At 73.0% G+C, this 16,340-nt stretch carries 15 protein-coding genes; 8 read left to right on the plus strand and 7 right to left on the minus strand.

Going from position 1 to position 16,340, the window contains the following annotated elements; translation table 11 throughout:
• Positions 1-171: 171 nt before the first annotated feature.
• Positions 172-801 (minus strand): hypothetical protein, encoded by a 630-nt coding sequence (locus tag ABZ567_RS22700; protein ID WP_360792715.1) that lies wholly within the window; start codon positions 799-801, stop codon positions 172-174.
• Between the two features lie 347 nt (positions 802-1,148).
• On the opposite strand from ABZ567_RS22700, the gene ABZ567_RS22705 reads away from it, so the two are divergent.
• The 3 genes from ABZ567_RS22705 to ABZ567_RS22715 all read left to right on the plus strand — a co-directional run bounded on the left by ABZ567_RS22705 (position 1,149) and on the right by ABZ567_RS22715 (position 4,157).
• Positions 1,149-2,567, plus strand: a complete 1,419-nt coding sequence (locus tag ABZ567_RS22705; protein ID WP_360792717.1) for a peptidase C39 family protein — start codon at positions 1,149-1,151, stop codon at positions 2,565-2,567.
• Between the two features lie 75 nt (positions 2,568-2,642).
• Positions 2,643-2,792, plus strand: coding sequence for an SCO1431 family membrane protein (locus ABZ567_RS22710; RefSeq protein WP_360792719.1), 150 nt, complete (start codon positions 2,643-2,645; stop codon positions 2,790-2,792).
• 183 nt (positions 2,793-2,975) lie between these two features.
• Positions 2,976-4,157: an acyl-CoA dehydrogenase family protein gene (locus ABZ567_RS22715; RefSeq protein WP_360792721.1), complete on the plus strand. Its 1,182-nt coding sequence runs from the start codon at positions 2,976-2,978 to the stop codon at positions 4,155-4,157.
• Positions 4,158-4,638: 481 nt separating this feature from the next.
• On the opposite strand, the gene ABZ567_RS22720 is transcribed toward ABZ567_RS22715, so the two are convergent.
• Complete coding sequence (locus tag ABZ567_RS22720; protein ID WP_360792723.1) at positions 4,639-5,007, minus strand: hypothetical protein; 369 nt, start codon at positions 5,005-5,007, stop codon at positions 4,639-4,641.
• 225 nt (positions 5,008-5,232) lie between these two features.
• Here ABZ567_RS22720 and ABZ567_RS22725 point away from each other — a divergent pair, with 225 nt between their 5' ends.
• The 4 genes from ABZ567_RS22725 (at position 5,233) to fxsA (ending at position 9,306) form a co-directional block, all read left to right on the plus strand.
• Positions 5,233-5,673 (plus strand): Lrp/AsnC family transcriptional regulator, encoded by a 441-nt coding sequence (locus ABZ567_RS22725; RefSeq protein WP_017242178.1) that lies wholly within the window; start codon positions 5,233-5,235, stop codon positions 5,671-5,673.
• Between the two features lie 58 nt (positions 5,674-5,731).
• On the plus strand, positions 5,732-7,375 hold the full coding sequence (locus tag ABZ567_RS22730; RefSeq protein WP_360792725.1) for an amidohydrolase: 1,644 nt from the start codon (positions 5,732-5,734) through the stop codon (positions 7,373-7,375).
• Between the two features lie 463 nt (positions 7,376-7,838).
• Complete coding sequence (locus ABZ567_RS22735; protein ID WP_360792727.1) at positions 7,839-8,615, plus strand: polyprenol monophosphomannose synthase; 777 nt, start codon at positions 7,839-7,841, stop codon at positions 8,613-8,615.
• Between the two features lie 97 nt (positions 8,616-8,712).
• Positions 8,713-9,306, plus strand: a complete 594-nt coding sequence (fxsA, locus tag ABZ567_RS22740; RefSeq protein WP_360792729.1) for an FxsA family membrane protein — start codon at positions 8,713-8,715, stop codon at positions 9,304-9,306.
• A 136-nt stretch (positions 9,307-9,442) separates the two neighbouring features.
• Here the strand turns inward: fxsA and ABZ567_RS22745 are convergent, their stop codons facing one another.
• From ABZ567_RS22745 to ABZ567_RS22760, 4 genes are all read right to left on the minus strand, one after another.
• Complete coding sequence (locus tag ABZ567_RS22745) at positions 9,443-9,817, minus strand: RNA polymerase-binding protein RbpA (protein WP_015032218.1); 375 nt, start codon at positions 9,815-9,817, stop codon at positions 9,443-9,445.
• A 255-nt stretch (positions 9,818-10,072) separates the two neighbouring features.
• Complete coding sequence (locus ABZ567_RS22750) at positions 10,073-11,443, minus strand: MFS transporter (RefSeq protein WP_360792731.1); 1,371 nt, start codon at positions 11,441-11,443, stop codon at positions 10,073-10,075.
• A gap of 70 nt (positions 11,444-11,513) precedes the next feature.
• Complete coding sequence (locus ABZ567_RS22755) at positions 11,514-12,278, minus strand: glycerophosphodiester phosphodiesterase (protein ID WP_360792733.1); 765 nt, start codon at positions 12,276-12,278, stop codon at positions 11,514-11,516.
• Entirely contained in the window at positions 12,275-12,943 is a 669-nt protein-coding gene (locus ABZ567_RS22760) for a hypothetical protein (RefSeq protein ID WP_360792735.1), read from the minus strand. The genes ABZ567_RS22755 and ABZ567_RS22760 overlap by 4 nt, the downstream gene beginning before the upstream one ends.
• 101 nt (positions 12,944-13,044) lie before the next feature.
• Between ABZ567_RS22760 and ABZ567_RS22765 the strand changes: the two genes are divergently transcribed.
• On the plus strand, positions 13,045-14,544 hold the full coding sequence (locus ABZ567_RS22765) for a PLP-dependent aminotransferase family protein (protein WP_360792737.1): 1,500 nt from the start codon (positions 13,045-13,047) through the stop codon (positions 14,542-14,544).
• Positions 14,545-14,691: 147 nt separating this feature from the next.
• Here the strand turns inward: ABZ567_RS22765 and ABZ567_RS22770 are convergent, their stop codons facing one another.
• On the minus strand, positions 14,692-16,317 hold the full coding sequence (locus ABZ567_RS22770) for a hypothetical protein (protein ID WP_360792739.1): 1,626 nt from the start codon (positions 16,315-16,317) through the stop codon (positions 14,692-14,694).
• Between the last annotated feature and the right edge of the window lie 23 nt (positions 16,318-16,340).

A 16,340-nucleotide genomic window follows, 5' to 3' on the forward strand; every position in this document is an offset into this window, starting at 1 on the left:
AGGGCCCCGAAGGGGACCGTGAGGGCAGAACGAAGCCCCCGATCACGGGGGAACAACCGGGGGCTTCGTGTCTGCGGCGGCTCCGAAAAGCCGCACATTCAGAACGTAAGACCTTTACGCCCCGTGGGTCAAGCGGCGTCGAGGCACTTGCGAAAGCGGACTTTCGGCCCCTCAGTTCACGGACAGGGAGCCGTCACGGTACGTGATGATCTGGTCCGCGCCCGCTGTCACACCGGGACCGGGAAGCCAGTCGTACCCCGTCGGACACTCCCGTACCAGGGTGTCCGCGTGAGGCCGGGAGGGGTCCTCGGTGAAATGGCGAGTCTCCGCCACGGTCCAGCCGTCCCAGAAGGCCGCCTGCTCCGGGCCGTCCCGGTGCCGCCCCCGCGCCCAGGACTCCTCGGGACCGCGCTCCATCCACAGCAACCACGCCAGGAACGGCCGCACCACCTGCCGGCCCGCGCCGACGCCCTCGACGAGCACGACGGGGGCAGGGGCAAGCGCCCGCTCCTCGCCGAATCGCCTCAGCCGCCAGTCGTACGGGCGGTAGGAGGCCGTCTCGCCCCGCGAGAGGGGACCGATGACCTGCTCACGCAGCCGGCCGTCCCACGCGAACAGCTCCTCGTGCGTGGCGAGGTCGTCGAGGTGGAGCACCGGCGCGTCACCGAGGGCGGCGGAGAGCCGGGTCGCCAGGGTCGACTTGCCGGAGCCCGCGTGCCCGTCGACCCCGATCAGCCGGACCGGTCCGCAGGAGGGCGGCAGCCGGAGCAGGGCGCGCGCGGCGTGGTCGAGGTCGTCCATGGGGCCAGGGTAGGGGAGGGGGACCGTCGCAGGTCAGGAAGGTGCCGCCGCCAGTGGTGAAGACCAATATTGGTGCGGCGACGCGGCCCGAAGTGCTGGCGGAGCCCGGTCACGCGCGCGATAGTGGGGCCCGCGCGGCCCGGTCCGTACGCCCAAGGCTCGTACCTCGTGGGCCCGTCCGCGCACGCCCAGGGGATTCCTCCCGAGGGCTCGTATGTCCCCGGGGCGTACGAGCCGCCCGTCCGCCCGAAGGCCGGGGTGCCCGAAGCGCCGGACGCCCGCACCCCGGCTCGCCCGCGCGTCCACAGGTCCGTACGCCCACCGTTCCCGACTGGGGGTCACCGCCCATGACCAGCTCCAGCTCCACCCCGCGTAGAACCGTCCTCGCCGCGGCCCTCGCGGCGGCCGGAACAGCCGCCACGGCCGCCACCGCCGTCCCGGCCGTGGCGGCTTCCTCCTCCGTCGCCCCCGAGTGCGCCCGCACCTCCGTCCCCGACTGCGACGCGTCCGCCGCGCCGGGCCGGGCCCCCGCGCCCGGCCTCGTCGACAACCGCTTCTGGTCCTCGTACACGGACTGGAGGTGCGGCGCCGCCGCCGGCACCAGGGCGATCGCCGGGCGCCGTCCCGGCCTGGTCCTCGACACTCCCGCCGGACGCACCGACCACACCGACCCGCACACCGGCCGGACCTCCGCCTGGGAGTACGCGAGCTGGACCTCGCCCGTCCACACCCCGACCGTTCCCGCCACCGAGGTCATCGCCTCCTGGAACGCCCACACCCCGCCGGGCACCTGGATCCAGGTCGAGCTGTCCGGCACCTACTCCGACGCCAGCGCCACCCCCTGGTACGTCCTGGGTCGCTGGGCCTCCGGCGACGGCGACATCCGGCGCACCTCGGTCGACGACCAGACCGACGGCCGGAGCACCGTGTGGACCGACACGCTCGCGATCGACGACGCGGCGAGCGGACTGCGGCTGGTCGCGTACCGGCTGCGCCTGACGCTGTACCGCACCCCGGGGAGCGCCCTCACCCCCACGGTCTGGCGACTGGGCGCGATGGCCTCGGACATCCCGGACCGCTTCACGGTCCCGGCCACCGCGCCGGGCCCCGCCCGCGAGCTGACCGTGCCGCGCTACTCGCAGAACACCCACGTCGGGCAGTACCCCGAGTACGACAACGGCGGCGAGGCCTGGTGCAGCCCCACCTCCTCCCAGATGATCATCGAGTACTGGGGGCGCGGGCCGTCGGCGGAGGACCTGGCCTGGGTGAACCCCGCCTTCGCCGACCCCCAGGTCTGCCACGCGGCCCGCTTCACCTACGACCACCAGTACCAGGGCTGCGGCAACTGGCCCTTCAACGCGGCCTACGCGGCCACCTACCCCGACATGAACGCCGTGGTCACCCGACTGCGCTCACTCACCGAGCTGGAGAGCCTGGTCCTGGCCGGCATCCCGGCCATCACGTCCCAGTCCTTCCGCAAGGAGGAGTTGACGGGCGCCGGCTACGGCACGGCGGGCCACCTGATGACCGTCATCGGCTTCACGCCGGAAGGCGACATCATCGCCAACGACCCCGCCTCCCCCACCAACGAGGCCGTGCGCCGCGTCTACCGGCGGCGCGAGTGGGAGAACATCTGGCTCCGCACCAAGCGCCACAACGCCGGCGGCAAAGTGGTCTCCGGCACAGGAGGGGTTTGTTACCTCTACTTCCCCGAGCGCCCCTCGCCCGCGCAGCGCAAGGCACTCGCGGCCCTCGGCATCGTCTGACGCGGGGCACGGTCCCCCGGGGAACGTGACGGACGTCCTATTCCAGGGCCGTGCCCGTACCGCAAGGTGGTCGCCATGACCTCCACCACCCACTCCCGCCTCCTGTTCCGCGCCCGGACGGGCGGTCCCGAGGACGACAAGGGGCCCAAGGTCCTCGAGCACGTCCTCGGCTGGACCCTCGTCGTGCTGCTCGCCGTGCTCGTCACCCGGGCCGGCCTCATGTAGCCGGCGGCCGTGCCGGGGCCCTCGACGGGCGTCCGCGTGACGGTTCGGCGGCCGTGCATGGGACCTTGGGTGCGCGTCCGTGTGACGGGTCGGGGGCCGACGTGATCCCCGGCCCCCAGCGGGCATACTCCCCGCGACCCCGCGCGCGGCACGCCCGCGCCCGGCAGGGAGGAGTGCCCGGCCATGGCAGCCGAGAGGAACGCGGACGGTGTCGAGCGCCGGCTGCCCAGCGACGAGGCCCGCGAGCTGCTCGCCCTGACGCGTGACATCGCCCGGCGGGAGATCGCTCCCCGCGCCGCCGAGGAGGAGGCCGCCGGACGTTTCCCCCGCGAGCTGTTCGCGCTGCTGTCCCGCTCCGGACTTCTCGGGCTGCCCTACGACCCCCGGTACGGAGGGGGCGGCCAGCCGTACGAGGTCTATCTCCAGGTCCTGGAAGAGCTCGCCGCCGCCCGGCTGACCGTGGGACTCGGGGTCAGCGTCCACACCCTCTCCTGCCACGCGCTCGCCCGCTTCGGCACCGACGAACAGCGGGCCGCCCATCTGCCCGCCATGCTGGGCGGCGGTCTCCTCGGCGCGTACTGCCTCTCCGAGCCCTCCGCCGGATCGGACGCGGCGGCGCTGCGCACCCGGGCCGTCCGCGACGGCGAGGACGGCGACTGGGTGATCGACGGCACCAAGGCCTGGATCACCCACGGCGGCATCGAGGACTTCTGCACGGTCATGGCCCGTACCGGCGGGGCCGGGGCGCGAGGGATCACCGCCTTCCTCGTGCCGGGCGACGCGCCGGGACTGAGCGCGGCCCCGCCCGAGCGGAAGATGGGCATGTCGGGTTCGCCCACCGCGCAGCTCCACTTCGACGGTGTACGGGTCCCCGACGCGCGGCGTCTGGGCGCGGAGGGGCAGGGCTTCGCTCTCGCGCTCGACGCGCTGGACTCGGGGCGGCTCGGCATCGCCGCCTGCGCGGTCGGACTCGGACAGGCGGCCCTGGACGAGGCGGTGGCGTACGCGCGGGAGCGCCGCCAGTTCGGCCGGCCGATCGCCGACTTCCAGGGGCTCCGCTTCCTCCTCGCGGACATGGCGACCCGGATCGAGGCGGGCCGGGCGCTGTACCTGGAGGCGGCGCGGCTCAGGGACGAGGGGCGGCCCTTCGGCCGGTGCGCGGCGATGGCCAAGCTCTTCTGCACGGACGCCGTCATGCAGGTCACGACGGACGCGGTGCAGGTGCTGGGCGGGTACGGCTACACGGCGGACTTCCCCGCGGAGCGGTATCTCCGTGAGGCGAAGATGCTCCAGATCGTCGAGGGGACCAATCAGATCCAGCGGGTGGTCATCGCCCGTCACCTGGTCGGACCAGAATCCCGCTGACGCGCACGGTGCGGTCGGCCCAGACGGGACCGGCGGCGAGCCGGGCCCACTCCTGGTCGCGATGGCCCGGGAGGGTGCGGCCCTGGCTCGCCCAGAGGGAGAGCACGGCCCGGAAGATGGGCGGATCGGCGGGGACACGGGGCGGAACCGCCGTCTGCGCCGGTACGGGGACGGGTGTCGGGGCCGGTGTCGGCGGCGGGGCGGTCGGAGTCCGTGCGGGCGCCGGGCGAGGAACCGATTCTTCAAGGCGCGGCGCGGCCTGCCGGTGCCGACCGAAACCGCTGGGAATGGTGTACAGCGTGGTCATACCCGAACCAACGCGCCCCGGCGGCCGGGGGTCACCCCCGCACGGATTCGTGCGGCAGTTCGCTCGGTACCCGGTACCCGGTGCACGTCGTCGGCGTCGTCTTCTTGCCCGCTGTGCCGGGCCCGGTCCGTACCCGGCACACCGGGCCCGGTCCGACCGATCCGCGCAGTGACCCTAGGCCGCGCGGCGCATCTGCGGCACCCGGATCGGGCGCGAGCCCGGCCCGCCGACGTGGGAGAAGGGCTGCCTGCGCCAGTCGAGGCCCTGGGGGAGCGTCAGGAGCAGGGCCGTGTCCTGCTCCTGGACCTCCAGGGTGTCGTCGGCCGGACGCGCCTCGGTCGCCGACAGGCCCGTGCCCGGGCAGACCGTCAGGACGAAGGGGTTCCACGGCGTGGGGCACAGCGCGTGCTCGGGCAGCGCGTCCTCGTCCGCGAGCAGCGCGATGGGCTGCGCGCACTCCGGGCAGACGACCCGGAACATCTCAAAGGTGTCGTACGCGTCGAGTTCGTCGGACGTGTCGACCGAATCAACAGGCTCCTGCATGGAGAATCTCCCCCTCGGGTGGGTCGGCCGGCTCTGTACGGCCTCGACCACAGCAAGCACTTCCCATACGACCGTCCGCATAATCGTGTGGCCGTGCCCGAGGGCGGACGCATACCTGTGGCGTTCGTCACATGCCCTTCGTGGGAGCTCCCGTGGCCGCCCATACCGACCGATAGCGGCCGCCGCGACGGTGCCCCTTGCCGCCGGGCGGAATAGGGTCACCGCATGGAGGAGCTGGATCGTCAGATCGTCGAATTGCTCGTCAAGGACGGGCGCATGAGCTACACCGACCTGGGCAAGGCCACGGGCCTGTCCACGTCGGCGGTGCATCAGCGTGTCCGCCGTCTGGAGCAGCGCGGAGTCATCCGCGGCTACGCGGCCGTCGTCGACCCGGAGGCCGTGGGCCTTCCGCTGACCGCCTTCATCTCGGTCAAACCCTTCGACCCCAGCGCCCCCGACGACACCCCCGACCGGCTCGCCGACATCCCGGAGATCGAGGCCTGTCACAGCGTCGCCGGCGACGAGAACTACATCCTGAAGGTCCGCGTCGCCACCCCGCTGGAGCTGGAGCACCTGCTCAGCCGCATCCGCTCGCAGGCCGGCGTCTCCAGCCGTACGACCGTGGTCCTGTCCACGCCGTACGAGGCCAGGCCGCCGCGCATCTGACACCCCGTGGCGGGACCTGCCGGACAAACCGGGTCCGGCCAGGTCATAGCCTGGTCGCATGAGTGAGTCCCTGCCTGCCGCGTCTCCCGCTGACCACCGCACCGTGCTGCTGCGCGGTGGAGAGGTCCACAGCCCCGCCGATCCGTTCGCCACCGCCATGGTGGTGGAGCGCGGGCACGTCGCCTGGGTCGGTTCGGAGGGGGCTGCCGACGCCTTCGCCTCCGGGGTGGACGAGGTGGTCGACCTGGAGGGCGCGCTCGTCACCCCGGCGTTCGTCGACGCCCATGTGCACACCACGGCCACCGGGTTCGCCCTCACCGGGCTCGACCTCTCCTCCGCCGCCTCGCTCGCCGGGGCGGCGGAGCTGATCCGCGCCCACGCCGCCGCCCGCCCCGAGGACCGCATCCTCATCGGCCACGGCTGGGACGCCTCCCGCTGGCCCGAACGCCGGCCGCTCACCCGCGCCGAACTCGACGAACTCACCGGCGGACGCCCGCTCTACCTCACCCGTATCGACGTCCACTCGGCCGTCGTCACCACCGCGCTCCTCGACCTCGTGCCCGGCGTCCGTGACCTGGACGGCTTCCACGACGGACAGCGACCGCTCACCGGCGACGCCCACCACGCCGTGCGCGCCGCCGCCTTCGGTGCCGTCTCGGCCGGTCAGCGCACCGAGGCCCAGCGGGCCGCCCGTGCCCGGGCCGCGTCCCTCGGCATCGGCACGCTGCACGAGTGCGGTGGCCCGCAGATCTCCTCCGAGGAGGACTTCACCGGCCTCCTGGACCTGGCCCGCGACGAGCCGGGGCCCCGGGTCGTCGGCTACTGGGCCGACCTGGACATCGAGCGGGCCCGCGCCCTCGGTGCCCTCGGCGCGGCCGGCGACCTCTTCGCCGACGGCTCCCTCGGCTCTCACACGGCCTGCCTCCACGAGCCGTACGCCGACCACACCGACGCCGGACACACGGGCGCCGCCCACCTGGACGCGGCGGCCGTCGCACTCCACGTCACGGCCTGCACCGAGGCGGGCCTCCAGGCGGGCTTCCACGCCATCGGGGACGCCGCCGTGACCACAGTCGTCGACGGCGTCAGGGCCGCCGCCGAGAAGCTCGGCCTGGCCAGGATCAGGGCCGCGCGGCACCGCGTCGAGCACGTCGAGATGCTCACCCCGGAGACGATCGCCGCCTTCGCCGAGCTCGGCCTCACCGCCTCGGTCCAGCCCGCCTTCGACGCTCTCTGGGGCGGCGAGGAGGGCATGTACGCCGACCGGCTCGGCGTCGAGCGGGCCCGCACGCTCAACCCGTACGCGGCGCTGCTGCGTGCCGGTGTGCCGCTGGCCTTCGGCTCCGACAGCCCGGTCACCCCCCTCGACCCCTGGGGCGCCGTCCGAGCCGCCGCCTTCCACCGCACCCCCGAGCACCGGATCTCGGTCCGGGCCGCCTTCACCGCGCACACCAGGGGCGGGTGGCGGGCCGTGGGCAGGGACGACGCCGGGACGCTCGTCCCCGGCGCCCCCGCCGACTACGCCCTCTGGCGCACCGAGGAGCTCGTCGTCCAGGCCCCTGACGACCGGGTGGCCCGCTGGTCGACCGACCCCCGCTCCGGGACGCCCGGTCTGCCCGACCTGTCCCCTGGTGTCGAGCTTCCCGTCTGTCTTCGTACGGTTGTCCACGGCCGGACGGTGTTCGTGGGGCCGAACGAGTGATGTAGGGATATGTCCGACCTTGGGGCCCCGTCCGTACGCTTGTCCCCGACCTGCGGATCTTCCCCTCCGGCCTGGCCTTTTACTACGTATCCGCAGGTCAAGCCGGTATTGACAGCCGACCGCCAAGGGCGGGTAGGTTCTCCGCGTCCACCACAGGACGTCCGACCGGACGGCCTCCTCGCAGTCGCCGAACGCCGCCCGCGCCTCGGCCGCGAGGGAAGGTTTCTCTGGCGGAAGGTGCGACCCGGGTGGGGCCCGGACGTTCAGTAGACAACGGCTCTCGGTCGACCCGCAGCCAGCGGATCCCAGGTCGGACCGAAGGACGTCGGGCCCCGCACCGCACCCCACCCGGGCCGGACGCCCCTGCGCCCGCTCCCCTTACCCCCTCCGGTGACCGCCGCGCCGGAGCACTCCGAGGACCTCGCTATGGTGGGGGCCTGCGTTTGTATCCGAAGGGGCAGTAGTGAACGACGGTGGCCAGAGGCGTTACGGCCCGCTCGGCAAGGCCTTGGTGATCATTCCGACCTACAACGAGGCGGAGAACATCAAGCCGATCGTCGCGCGGGTGCGGGAAGCCGTACCCGAGGCGCACGTTCTCGTCGCCGACGACAACAGCCCTGACGGCACGGGCAAGTTCGCGGACGAGATCGCGTCCGACGACGACCATGTGCACGTCCTGCACCGCAAGGGCAAGGAGGGGCTGGGCGCCGCCTACCTCGCCGGCTTCCGGTGGGGCATCGAGCACGGGTACGGCGTCCTCGTCGAGATGGACGCCGACGGTTCCCACCAGCCCGAGGAGCTCCCGCGGCTGCTCACCGCCCTCAAGGGCGCGGACCTGGTCCTCGGCTCCCGCTGGGTGCCGGGCGGCCGCATCGTGAACTGGCCGAAGTCCCGCGAGTTCATCTCCCGCGGCGGCAGCCTCTACTCGCGCGTGATGCTGGACGTGCCGATCCGCGATGTCACCGGCGGCTACCGGGCCTTCCGCAAGGAGACCCTGGAGGGCCTGGGCCTGGAGGACGTGGCCTCCGCCGGCTACTGCTTCCAGGTCGACCTGGCCCGCCGAGCGGTCGCCGCCGGCTTCCATGTGGTCGAGGTGCCGATCACCTTCGTGGAGCGTGAGATCGGCGACTCCAAGATGAGCCGGAACATCGTCGTCGAGGCGCTTTGGCGGGTCACCGGCTGGGGTGTGTCGGCACGGGCCGAGAAGGTCGGCAGGATGCTCGGCCGCAAGCCTTCCTGACCCGCTGCCCGCCTTTCCGGGCCCCGGCCTTCCGTCACCGCACGTCCTGATCCGGCCTTTACGACGTTCCGGCACGGCCCCAGGCACACTGGTGACCATGACGACCGGCGCACCGCCTCCTCTCGCCCCGAAGCGCTCACGCGCGCGCACGTTCCTTCCGCTCGGCGTAGCCGCCTGGATGATCCTGGAGATCTGGCTGCTCGTACTGGTGGCCGGTGCGGCGGGTGGCCTGACCGTCTTCGCCCTGCTCGTCGGCGGTGCCCTGCTGGGCGCCACCGTCGTGAAGCGGGCGGGGCGGCGGGCCTTCCGCAACCTCACCTCCACCTTCCAGCAGGCCCAGGCGGCGGCCCGGACCGGCGTGATGCCCGAGACGCCCGACCGGGCCGGCTCGGAGGACCGCAACGGCTTCCTGATGCTCGGCGGGCTTCTCCTGATGCTTCCCGGCCTGGTCTCGGACGCGGCCGGCCTGCTCCTGCTTGTTCCTCCGGTCCGCACCTTCCTGGGGCGGTACGCGGACAGGGCAGCGGAGCGCCGGATCAGCGCCGCCCCTCCCGGCAGCCTCCAGGACGCCTTTCAGCAGGCGCGCATCCGCCGCCCGGACGGCAAGGTCGTCCGGGGCGAGGTCATCCGCGAGGACGCCGCCACGGGCCCGCACGGAGCCGACGAGCCCCGTAAGCCCCTCATTCCGTGAGGTCCTGACCGAGTCTCCGACGGGCCCGATCCCCGAGTGGGCGGGGCCCTCGGAGGCAACGGGCACGGAAACGCCGCGGGGCCCGGTACACAGTGCGTGTACCGGGCCCCGCGGCGTTCGTTCGTCCGGTGGTCCGCTACGCGGACTTGCGGCTGTCGCGCGGATGCACGGCGATGTTCATGGCGCCGGAACGCAGGACGGCCAGCCTTTCGGCAAGGACCTCCTCCAGCTCCTCGCGGGTGCGCCGCTCCATGAGCATGTCCCAGTGCGTACGCGCCGGCTTGCCCTTCTTCTCCTCAGGTCCGTCCCCGTCAACCAGGAGTGCCTGGATTCCGCAGACCTTGCACTCCCACTCCGGCGGAATCTCCGCCTCAACCGAGAAGGGCATCTCAAAACGATGTCCCTTCTCGCATGCGTACTCCACCGCCTGGCGCGGGGCCAGATCGATGCCGCGGTCGGTCTCGTAGCTCGTCACCACGAGGCGCGTGCCGCGAAGAGCTCGCTCACTCATGAATCGTGCCTCCCGGGCTTGTCGCCCACAGGACAGATGTCGCTGTCGTCGTTATCCGGTCAACGTCCGGTCGGCGGTAAAGATTCCCGTGCCGGGTCATGCGTCGCCCGTCGTGCCGCCCCTTGTTGTACCCACCAGTGCCCGTTTTGTCACATCTGACGGCAGAAGTGACCCGGTGTCTTCACCAAAGCAGCACGCAGTAACGGTCCGCCTGGCAGGCCAAACGCGTACACTACCGCTCTTTCGTGGCCACGTCTAAATTCGGTCCGGCACGGCGTTGCCCGCCGCCTCCGCCGCGCGCCGCACCGGCACCCGGGCGAGCAGCGTGAACCCGACCACGAAGAAGATCACCAGGGAGATGATGGCATCCCGGTAGCTCCCGGTCAGCTGATACGCGAGACCGAACACGAGTGGCCCCAGCCAACTGAGACCCCGATCGCTCATCTCGTACGCCGAGAAGTACTCGGCCTCCTTGCCGCGCGGCACCAGATGCGAGAACAGCGAGCGCGACAGCGCCTGGCTCCCGCCGAGGACCAGGCCGATCGCGGCCGCCAGGGTGAAGAAGAACACCGGCGCGTCGGCCGGCAGGAAGTAGGCCGCCGCGAGGATCAGCGTCCAGACCGCGAGCGAGCCGAGAATCGTCCGCTTGGCGCCGTACGACCGGGCGAGTCGCCCCATCCCGAGCGCGCCCGCCACCGCGAGCACCTGGACGAGCAGGACGGCGGTGATGAGCGTGGTCTGGTCGAGCCCCAGCTCCTCCGAGCCGTACAGGGAGGCCTGCGAGATCACCGTCTGCACACCGTCGTTGTAGACCAGGTAGGCGAGGAGGAACGACAGCGTCAGCGGATGCCGACGCATGTCCTTGAGGGTCGCCCGCAGCTGCCGCCAGCCGCCGCCGACCGCGCCCACATCCGCCCCTTCCAGCCGCTCGGGGTGGATCCGCCGGTCGCGCAGCCGCCGCAGCGGTACGAGCGTGAAGGCGCCCCACCACACACCGGCGGAGGCCAGACAGATCCGGATCGCCTCGCCCTCGGTCAGACCGAAGGAGTCGTGGCCCGAGTAGAGGACCAGGTTCAGGACCAGGACCAGCGCGCCCGACGTGTAGCCGAAGGCCCAGCCGCGCGAGGAGACCGCGTCCCGTTCGTCCGGCTCCGCGATCTGCGGCAGATAGGCGTTGTAGAGCATCATGGAGACCGCGAGCGAGGCGTTCGCCACGATCAGCAGGAACGCGCCGAGCAGATAGCGCTCACCCGCCAGGAAGAACATTCCCGCGGTGGCCGTCGCCCCCAGGTACGCCGCAGCGGCGAGCAGCGGCTTCTTCCGGCCCGTACGGTCCGCCACCGCGCCCACCATCGGCATCACGAGCACCGCGACCACGATCGACGCGGACACGGCGTACGCGAAGAGCGAGCCGGCCCGCACCGGAATCCCGAGCGGGTGCACGAAGCCCTCCGCGTCGGCCGCCGCACGGGCGACCGAGGTCAGGTACGGGCCGAGGAACACGGTGAGCACGCTCGTCGAGTACACGGAGCACGCGAAGTCGTAGAAGTACCAGCCGCGCTGTTCCCGTCGGCGCTCGGCACGACCGGTGGCGTACTCCTCCGGTTCGGTGGTTCCAGCGGTCAAGGCCGCGCCCCCTCGTTCGTCCCCGTGATCCGCCCCGGCGATCCGGGCCCGGTGCCACCGGGACGCGCGCTCAGACCCACGCACCCCGCTCGGTCAGCACCGAGCGCAGCGTCTCCAGTTGATCGGTCATGATGCCATCGACCCCCAGGTCGAGGAGAGCGTTCATCCGGGCCGGATCGTTCACGGTCCACACATGGACCTGGAGCCCGCGCGCGTGCGCCTCCCGTACGAAACGGCGGTCCACCACCGGGACACCGCCCCGGCGCTCCGGGACCTGGGCCGCTATCGCCCCGGCCCGCACCGCCGCCGGGACGCCGAACGAGCGCAGCCGCAGCCCGATCACCCCCCGCACGCCGTACGAGGTGGCGAGCCGGGGACCGGCGAGGCGCTGCGCCCGCGCCACCCGGGTCTCGGTGAAGGAGCCCACGCAGACCCGGTCCCAGGCGCCGGTCCTGCGGACCAGGTCCACCAGCGGTTCCAGGGCCGACTCGGCCTTGAGGTCCACGTTCCACCGGGCCTCGGGGAACTCCTCGAGCAGGTCGGCGAAGAGCGGCAGCGGCTCCTCGCCCGCCACCCGGGCCTCGCGCACCGCCGACCACGGCAGGTCGCGGATCCGGCCCGTGGCGTCCGTGACCCGGTCGAGGGTCGCGTCGTGGAAGGCGACGAGAGCCCCGTCCGCCGTCGTGTGCACATCGGTCTCGAAGTAGCGGTAGCCCGCCGCGGCGGCACGGCGGAACGTGGCCGCGGTGTTCTCCAGGCCGTTCGCCGTGCCGCCGCGATGGGCGAACGGAAGCGGCGAGGGGTGGTCGAGATAGGGGTGGCGTACGCGAGTCACCGCCGCAGTATGGCCTGTGCCGGTGTCGCGGAGGCGACCTCGGTGCTGCCGGAGTCCGGCTCGGGAACGGCGAACCGGCGCAGGAAGAACTGGGCGAGCGGCCCGATCGCCAGGGCGTAAAGGACCGTGCCGACACCGACGGAGCCGCCGAGCAGGAAGCCGGTGGCGACGACCGCCGCCTCGATCGCCGTCCGGACCAGCCGGATGGAGCGCCCGGTGAGCCGGTGCAGACCGGTCATCAGGCCGTCGCGGGGGCCCGGGCCGAAGCGCGCCGCGATGTACAGGCCCGTCGCGACCCCGTTGAGGACGATCCCGGCCGCGAGCAGCGGGATCCGCCCGGCCAGGCCGTGGACGTCCGGAACGAGCGCCAGGGTGCCGTCCATCGCCAGACCGATCACGAACACGTTGGAGACGGTGCCGAGACCGGGCCGCTGCCGGATCGGGATCCACAGCAGCAGCACCACGGCCCCGACGACGATCGACACCACGCCGATCGTGAGGCCCGTCTTCTCGGCGAGGCCCTGATGAAGGACGCCCCAGGGTTCGAGCCCGAGACCGCTGCGGACCAGCAGCGCCGAGCTGACGCCGTACAGCGTCAGCCCCGCGTAGAGCTGTACGAGCCGTCGGGTCAGGTACCGGCCGTGGAGGCCGGGGGCGATGGACAAGGGTTTCCCCCAGAGTGGTGGTAGTGGACTGGCTCATGACACTCTGTGGCGGGGGAACGGGTGCCAACCATGGCCAATTCGAGGAAGGTGGACTGATTTCGATGGCCCAGTGGACTTCGGCGGTAGGACCGGCTCAGCTCGCGCGGCAGCTCCAGGCGCAGCAGCCGCGGCCCGCCGGACCGGGCGCCCGCAAGCCGCCCGCCTACCGTGCGCTGGCCGACGGCATCCGGCTGCTCGTCCTGGAGGGGCGCGTCCCGGTTGCCGCCCGACTGCCCGCCGAGCGGGAACTCGCCCTCGCCCTCACCGTCAGCCGTACGACGGTGGCCGCGGCCTACGAGGCGCTCCGGTCCGAGGGCTTCCTGGAGTCACGGCGGGGAGCCGGCAGCTGGACCGCCGTACCGGCCGGGAACCCGCTGCCCGCGCGCGGCCTGGAGCCGTTGCCCCCCGAGGCTCTCGGCTCGATGATCGACCTCGGCTGCGCCGCGCTGCCCGCGCCCGAGCCCTGGCTCACCCGTGGCGTCCAGGGCGCCCTGGAGGAACTGCCCCCCTACGCCCACACGCACGGGGACTACCCGGCCGGACTTCCCGCGCTGCGGCAGATGCTCGCCGACCGCTACACCGCGCGGGGCATCCCCACGATGCCCGAGCAGATCATGGTCACCACCGGGGCCATGGGCGCCATGGACGCCATCTGCCACCTCTTCGCGGGCCGCGGTGAGCGCATCGCCGTCGAATCCCCCTCGTACGCCAACATCCTCCAGCTGATGCGGGAGGCCGGGGCCCGGCTCGTGCCCGTCGCCATGTCCGAGGGCCTGGGCAGCTGGGACCTGGGCCGCTGGCGCCAGGTGCTGCGGGACGCGGCACCCCGCCTCGCCTACGTGGTGGCCGACTTCCACAACCCCACCGGAGCGCTGGCCGACGAGGACCAGCGTCGACAGCTCGTGGACGCGGCCCGCTCGGCCGGCACCGTCCTCGTCGTCGACGAGACCATGACGGAACTGCGCCTGGACGACGACCTGGAGATGCCCCGGCCGGTCTGCGCCTTCGACCCGGCCGGCTCCACCGTCCTGACGGTCGGCTCGGCCAGCAAGGCCTTCTGGGCGGGCATGCGCATCGGCTGGGTCCGGGCCGCTCCCGATGTCGTCCGTTCCCTGGTGGCCGCGCGCGCGTACGCCGACCTCGGCACCCCCGTCCTCGAACAGCTCGGCGTGAACTGGCTCATGGGCACGGGCGGCTGGGAGGAGGCCGTGAAACTGCGCCGCGAGCAGGCCAGGGAGAACAGGGACGCGCTCGTCGCGGCCGTCCGCAGAGAGCTCCCGGAGTGGGAGTTCGCGGTGCCGAAGGGCGGCCTCACCCTCTGGGTGCGTACCGGTGGCCTCTCCGGCTCCCGGCTCGCCGAGGCGGGCGAGCGGGTGGGTGTCCGCGTCCCCTCGGGCCCGCGTTTCGGCGTCGACGGGGCCTTCGAGGGCTTCGTCCGGCTGCCCTTCACGGTCGGCGGCCCGGTCGCCGACGAGGCCGCCGCCCGCCTGGCCGCCGCGGCCCGCCTGGTCGAGTCGGGCGCGGGCGGGGGGACGGAGCCGCCGCGGTCGTTCGTGGCGTAGCTGGTTCCGTCGTCAGTTCCGTCGTGCGGCCGGGTCGCCGCGGGCGGTCCGTCGTGCGGGCCGGTCGCGTCTCAGGCCTGACACGGCTGGAGGCCGGTACGGACCGTACGGTCCGTACCGGCCTCTACGCGTGCGCGTGCGTGCCGCTCAGCTCTCGGCGGGCACCGGGGCGTGCAGCGGCGCCGGTCCCGGGTCCGGTTCGCTGCGCGGATGCGGAGCCGGCTCGGGGGCCGCGCCGATGACCGTCCCGACCGCCGCCGCCGTCGCCGGGACGCGCTCCGGCAGGAGGTCAAGGACCGCCTTCCGGTGCGTCTCGCTCGTCGCGTCGTCGTACGGGTCGGGCGTCGCCGGCACCTGGAGGCGCAGGACCGGGCCGTTGCCGAGGCGCGCGTAGCCGCGGCCGGGCGGGACCTGGGGCGTCGGGGTGGTGTGGGGCTCGGCGCCGAGGACGGCCGTGATCTGCTCCGGTTCGGCGGGACCGAGCACGATCCGGGCGCGGGTGTGGGACCGTACCGCCTCGCTCAGTGTCTCCGCGCTGTCGAACTGCTCCGCGACCACCACCGTGACCTGGGCGGCCCGCCCGTGCCGCAGCGGGACCTGGAGCAGCTCCTGCGGGTCGACACGGCCGTCGGCGGCGGCGAGGTGGCCGAGGACGCTCGGCCGGTCGAGCAGGATCCACAGCGGCCGGCGGGTGTCGTCGGGGGCCGGGTGCCCGGCCTGCCGGGCGCGGTTGGCGGCGATGAGGCGCCGTTCCGTCTCGTGCGCCGCCCACTCCAGACTGGCCAGGGCGCCGGAGATGCCGCACTCGACGGCGAGGACGCCGTCACGGCCGGTCAGGCAGGCGTACTCGCCGGTGCCGCCGCCCTCGATGATCAGCACGTCGCCGTGGGGGAGGGCCTGGAGCGCGATCGACCGCAGCAGGGAGGTGGTGCCGCTGCCGGGCTGGCCCACGACGAGCAGATGCGGCTCGGTGGAGCGGGGTCCGGTGCGCCAGACCACGGCCGGCGCGTCCTCCGTCCCGTCCGCCGTGGCCACGGGGACGGTCCGCTGCACCGCGTCCGCGTCGGTGAAGCCGAGAACGGTCTCACCCGGCACGGTCACGAAGCGCTGGGCGGCGATGGTGGTGGGCAGGGCGGGCAGCACGCTCATGACGAGCCGGTTGCCCTCCTCGTCCCAGTCGAAGCGGTACTCGCGGCCGCGTCCCGACTTGGCGTGCAGCAGGTGCTCGATACGCGCGCGCGCGGCGGGCTCGCCGTCGGTGAAGTACGGGGGGTACGCGATCCTCAGCCGGGTGAGCCGCCCGTCCCCGTCGAAGGTGGGGTCCGCGAAGGCGCCGCTCCAGTCGCCTCCGTGGGCGAAGAGGGGGGCGGGGTCGTCCGGGACCGAGAAGTAGGGCACGAGGGCCTCGTACAGGCCCTTGAGCCGGGCGATCTCCGCGTCGTCGGGTCCGGTCCTCACGACGCGACGCTCGCGTCCCTTCCACGCGGCCGCGCCCATGAGCGTGACGAGCGCGAGGAGCGGCCCGTACGGCATGAGGGCGATCACCAGGACGCAGGCCGCGACCAGGAACAGCGTGGGACCACGCCGGTCCTTGGGGGTCGCGGCCCACCTGGCGCGCGCGGTCGCGGCCAGTTTCCGCAGACCACGGGAGACCGTGATCAGGGGATGGAGCACGTCGGCGGCGCTGTCGGCGGCCGTGCGCGCGATCTCTCGACTGCGAGCGATCTGTGCGCTGCCGCTGCTCAGAATGCGGGGGAGTGGTCGCCGGGCCACGAAGAACTCCTGAGGTGGAAGGG

Origin of the sequence: Streptomyces sp. NPDC016459 (genome assembly GCF_040632845.1) — a bacterium.
Taxonomy (GTDB): Bacteria; Actinomycetota; Actinomycetes; order Streptomycetales; family Streptomycetaceae; genus Streptomyces.

Coding starts and splice junctions, on each gene's coding strand:
- ABZ567_RS22700 (WP_360792715.1), bottom strand. CDS start 801: ATGGACGACCTCGACCACGCCGCGCGCGCCCTGCTCCGGCTGCCGCCC.
- ABZ567_RS22705 (WP_360792717.1), top strand. CDS start 1,149: ATGACCAGCTCCAGCTCCACCCCGCGTAGAACCGTCCTCGCCGCGGCC.
- ABZ567_RS22710 (WP_360792719.1), top strand. CDS start 2,643: ATGACCTCCACCACCCACTCCCGCCTCCTGTTCCGCGCCCGGACGGGC.
- ABZ567_RS22715 (WP_360792721.1), top strand. CDS start 2,976: ATGGCAGCCGAGAGGAACGCGGACGGTGTCGAGCGCCGGCTGCCCAGC.
- ABZ567_RS22720 (WP_360792723.1), bottom strand. CDS start 5,007: ATGCAGGAGCCTGTTGATTCGGTCGACACGTCCGACGAACTCGACGCG.
- ABZ567_RS22725 (WP_017242178.1), top strand. CDS start 5,233: ATGGAGGAGCTGGATCGTCAGATCGTCGAATTGCTCGTCAAGGACGGG.
- ABZ567_RS22730 (WP_360792725.1), top strand. CDS start 5,732: ATGAGTGAGTCCCTGCCTGCCGCGTCTCCCGCTGACCACCGCACCGTG.
- fxsA (WP_360792729.1), top strand. CDS start 8,713: ATGACGACCGGCGCACCGCCTCCTCTCGCCCCGAAGCGCTCACGCGCG.
- ABZ567_RS22745 (WP_015032218.1), bottom strand. CDS start 9,817: ATGAGTGAGCGAGCTCTTCGCGGCACGCGCCTCGTGGTGACGAGCTAC.
- ABZ567_RS22765 (WP_360792737.1), top strand. CDS start 13,045: ATGGCCCAGTGGACTTCGGCGGTAGGACCGGCTCAGCTCGCGCGGCAG.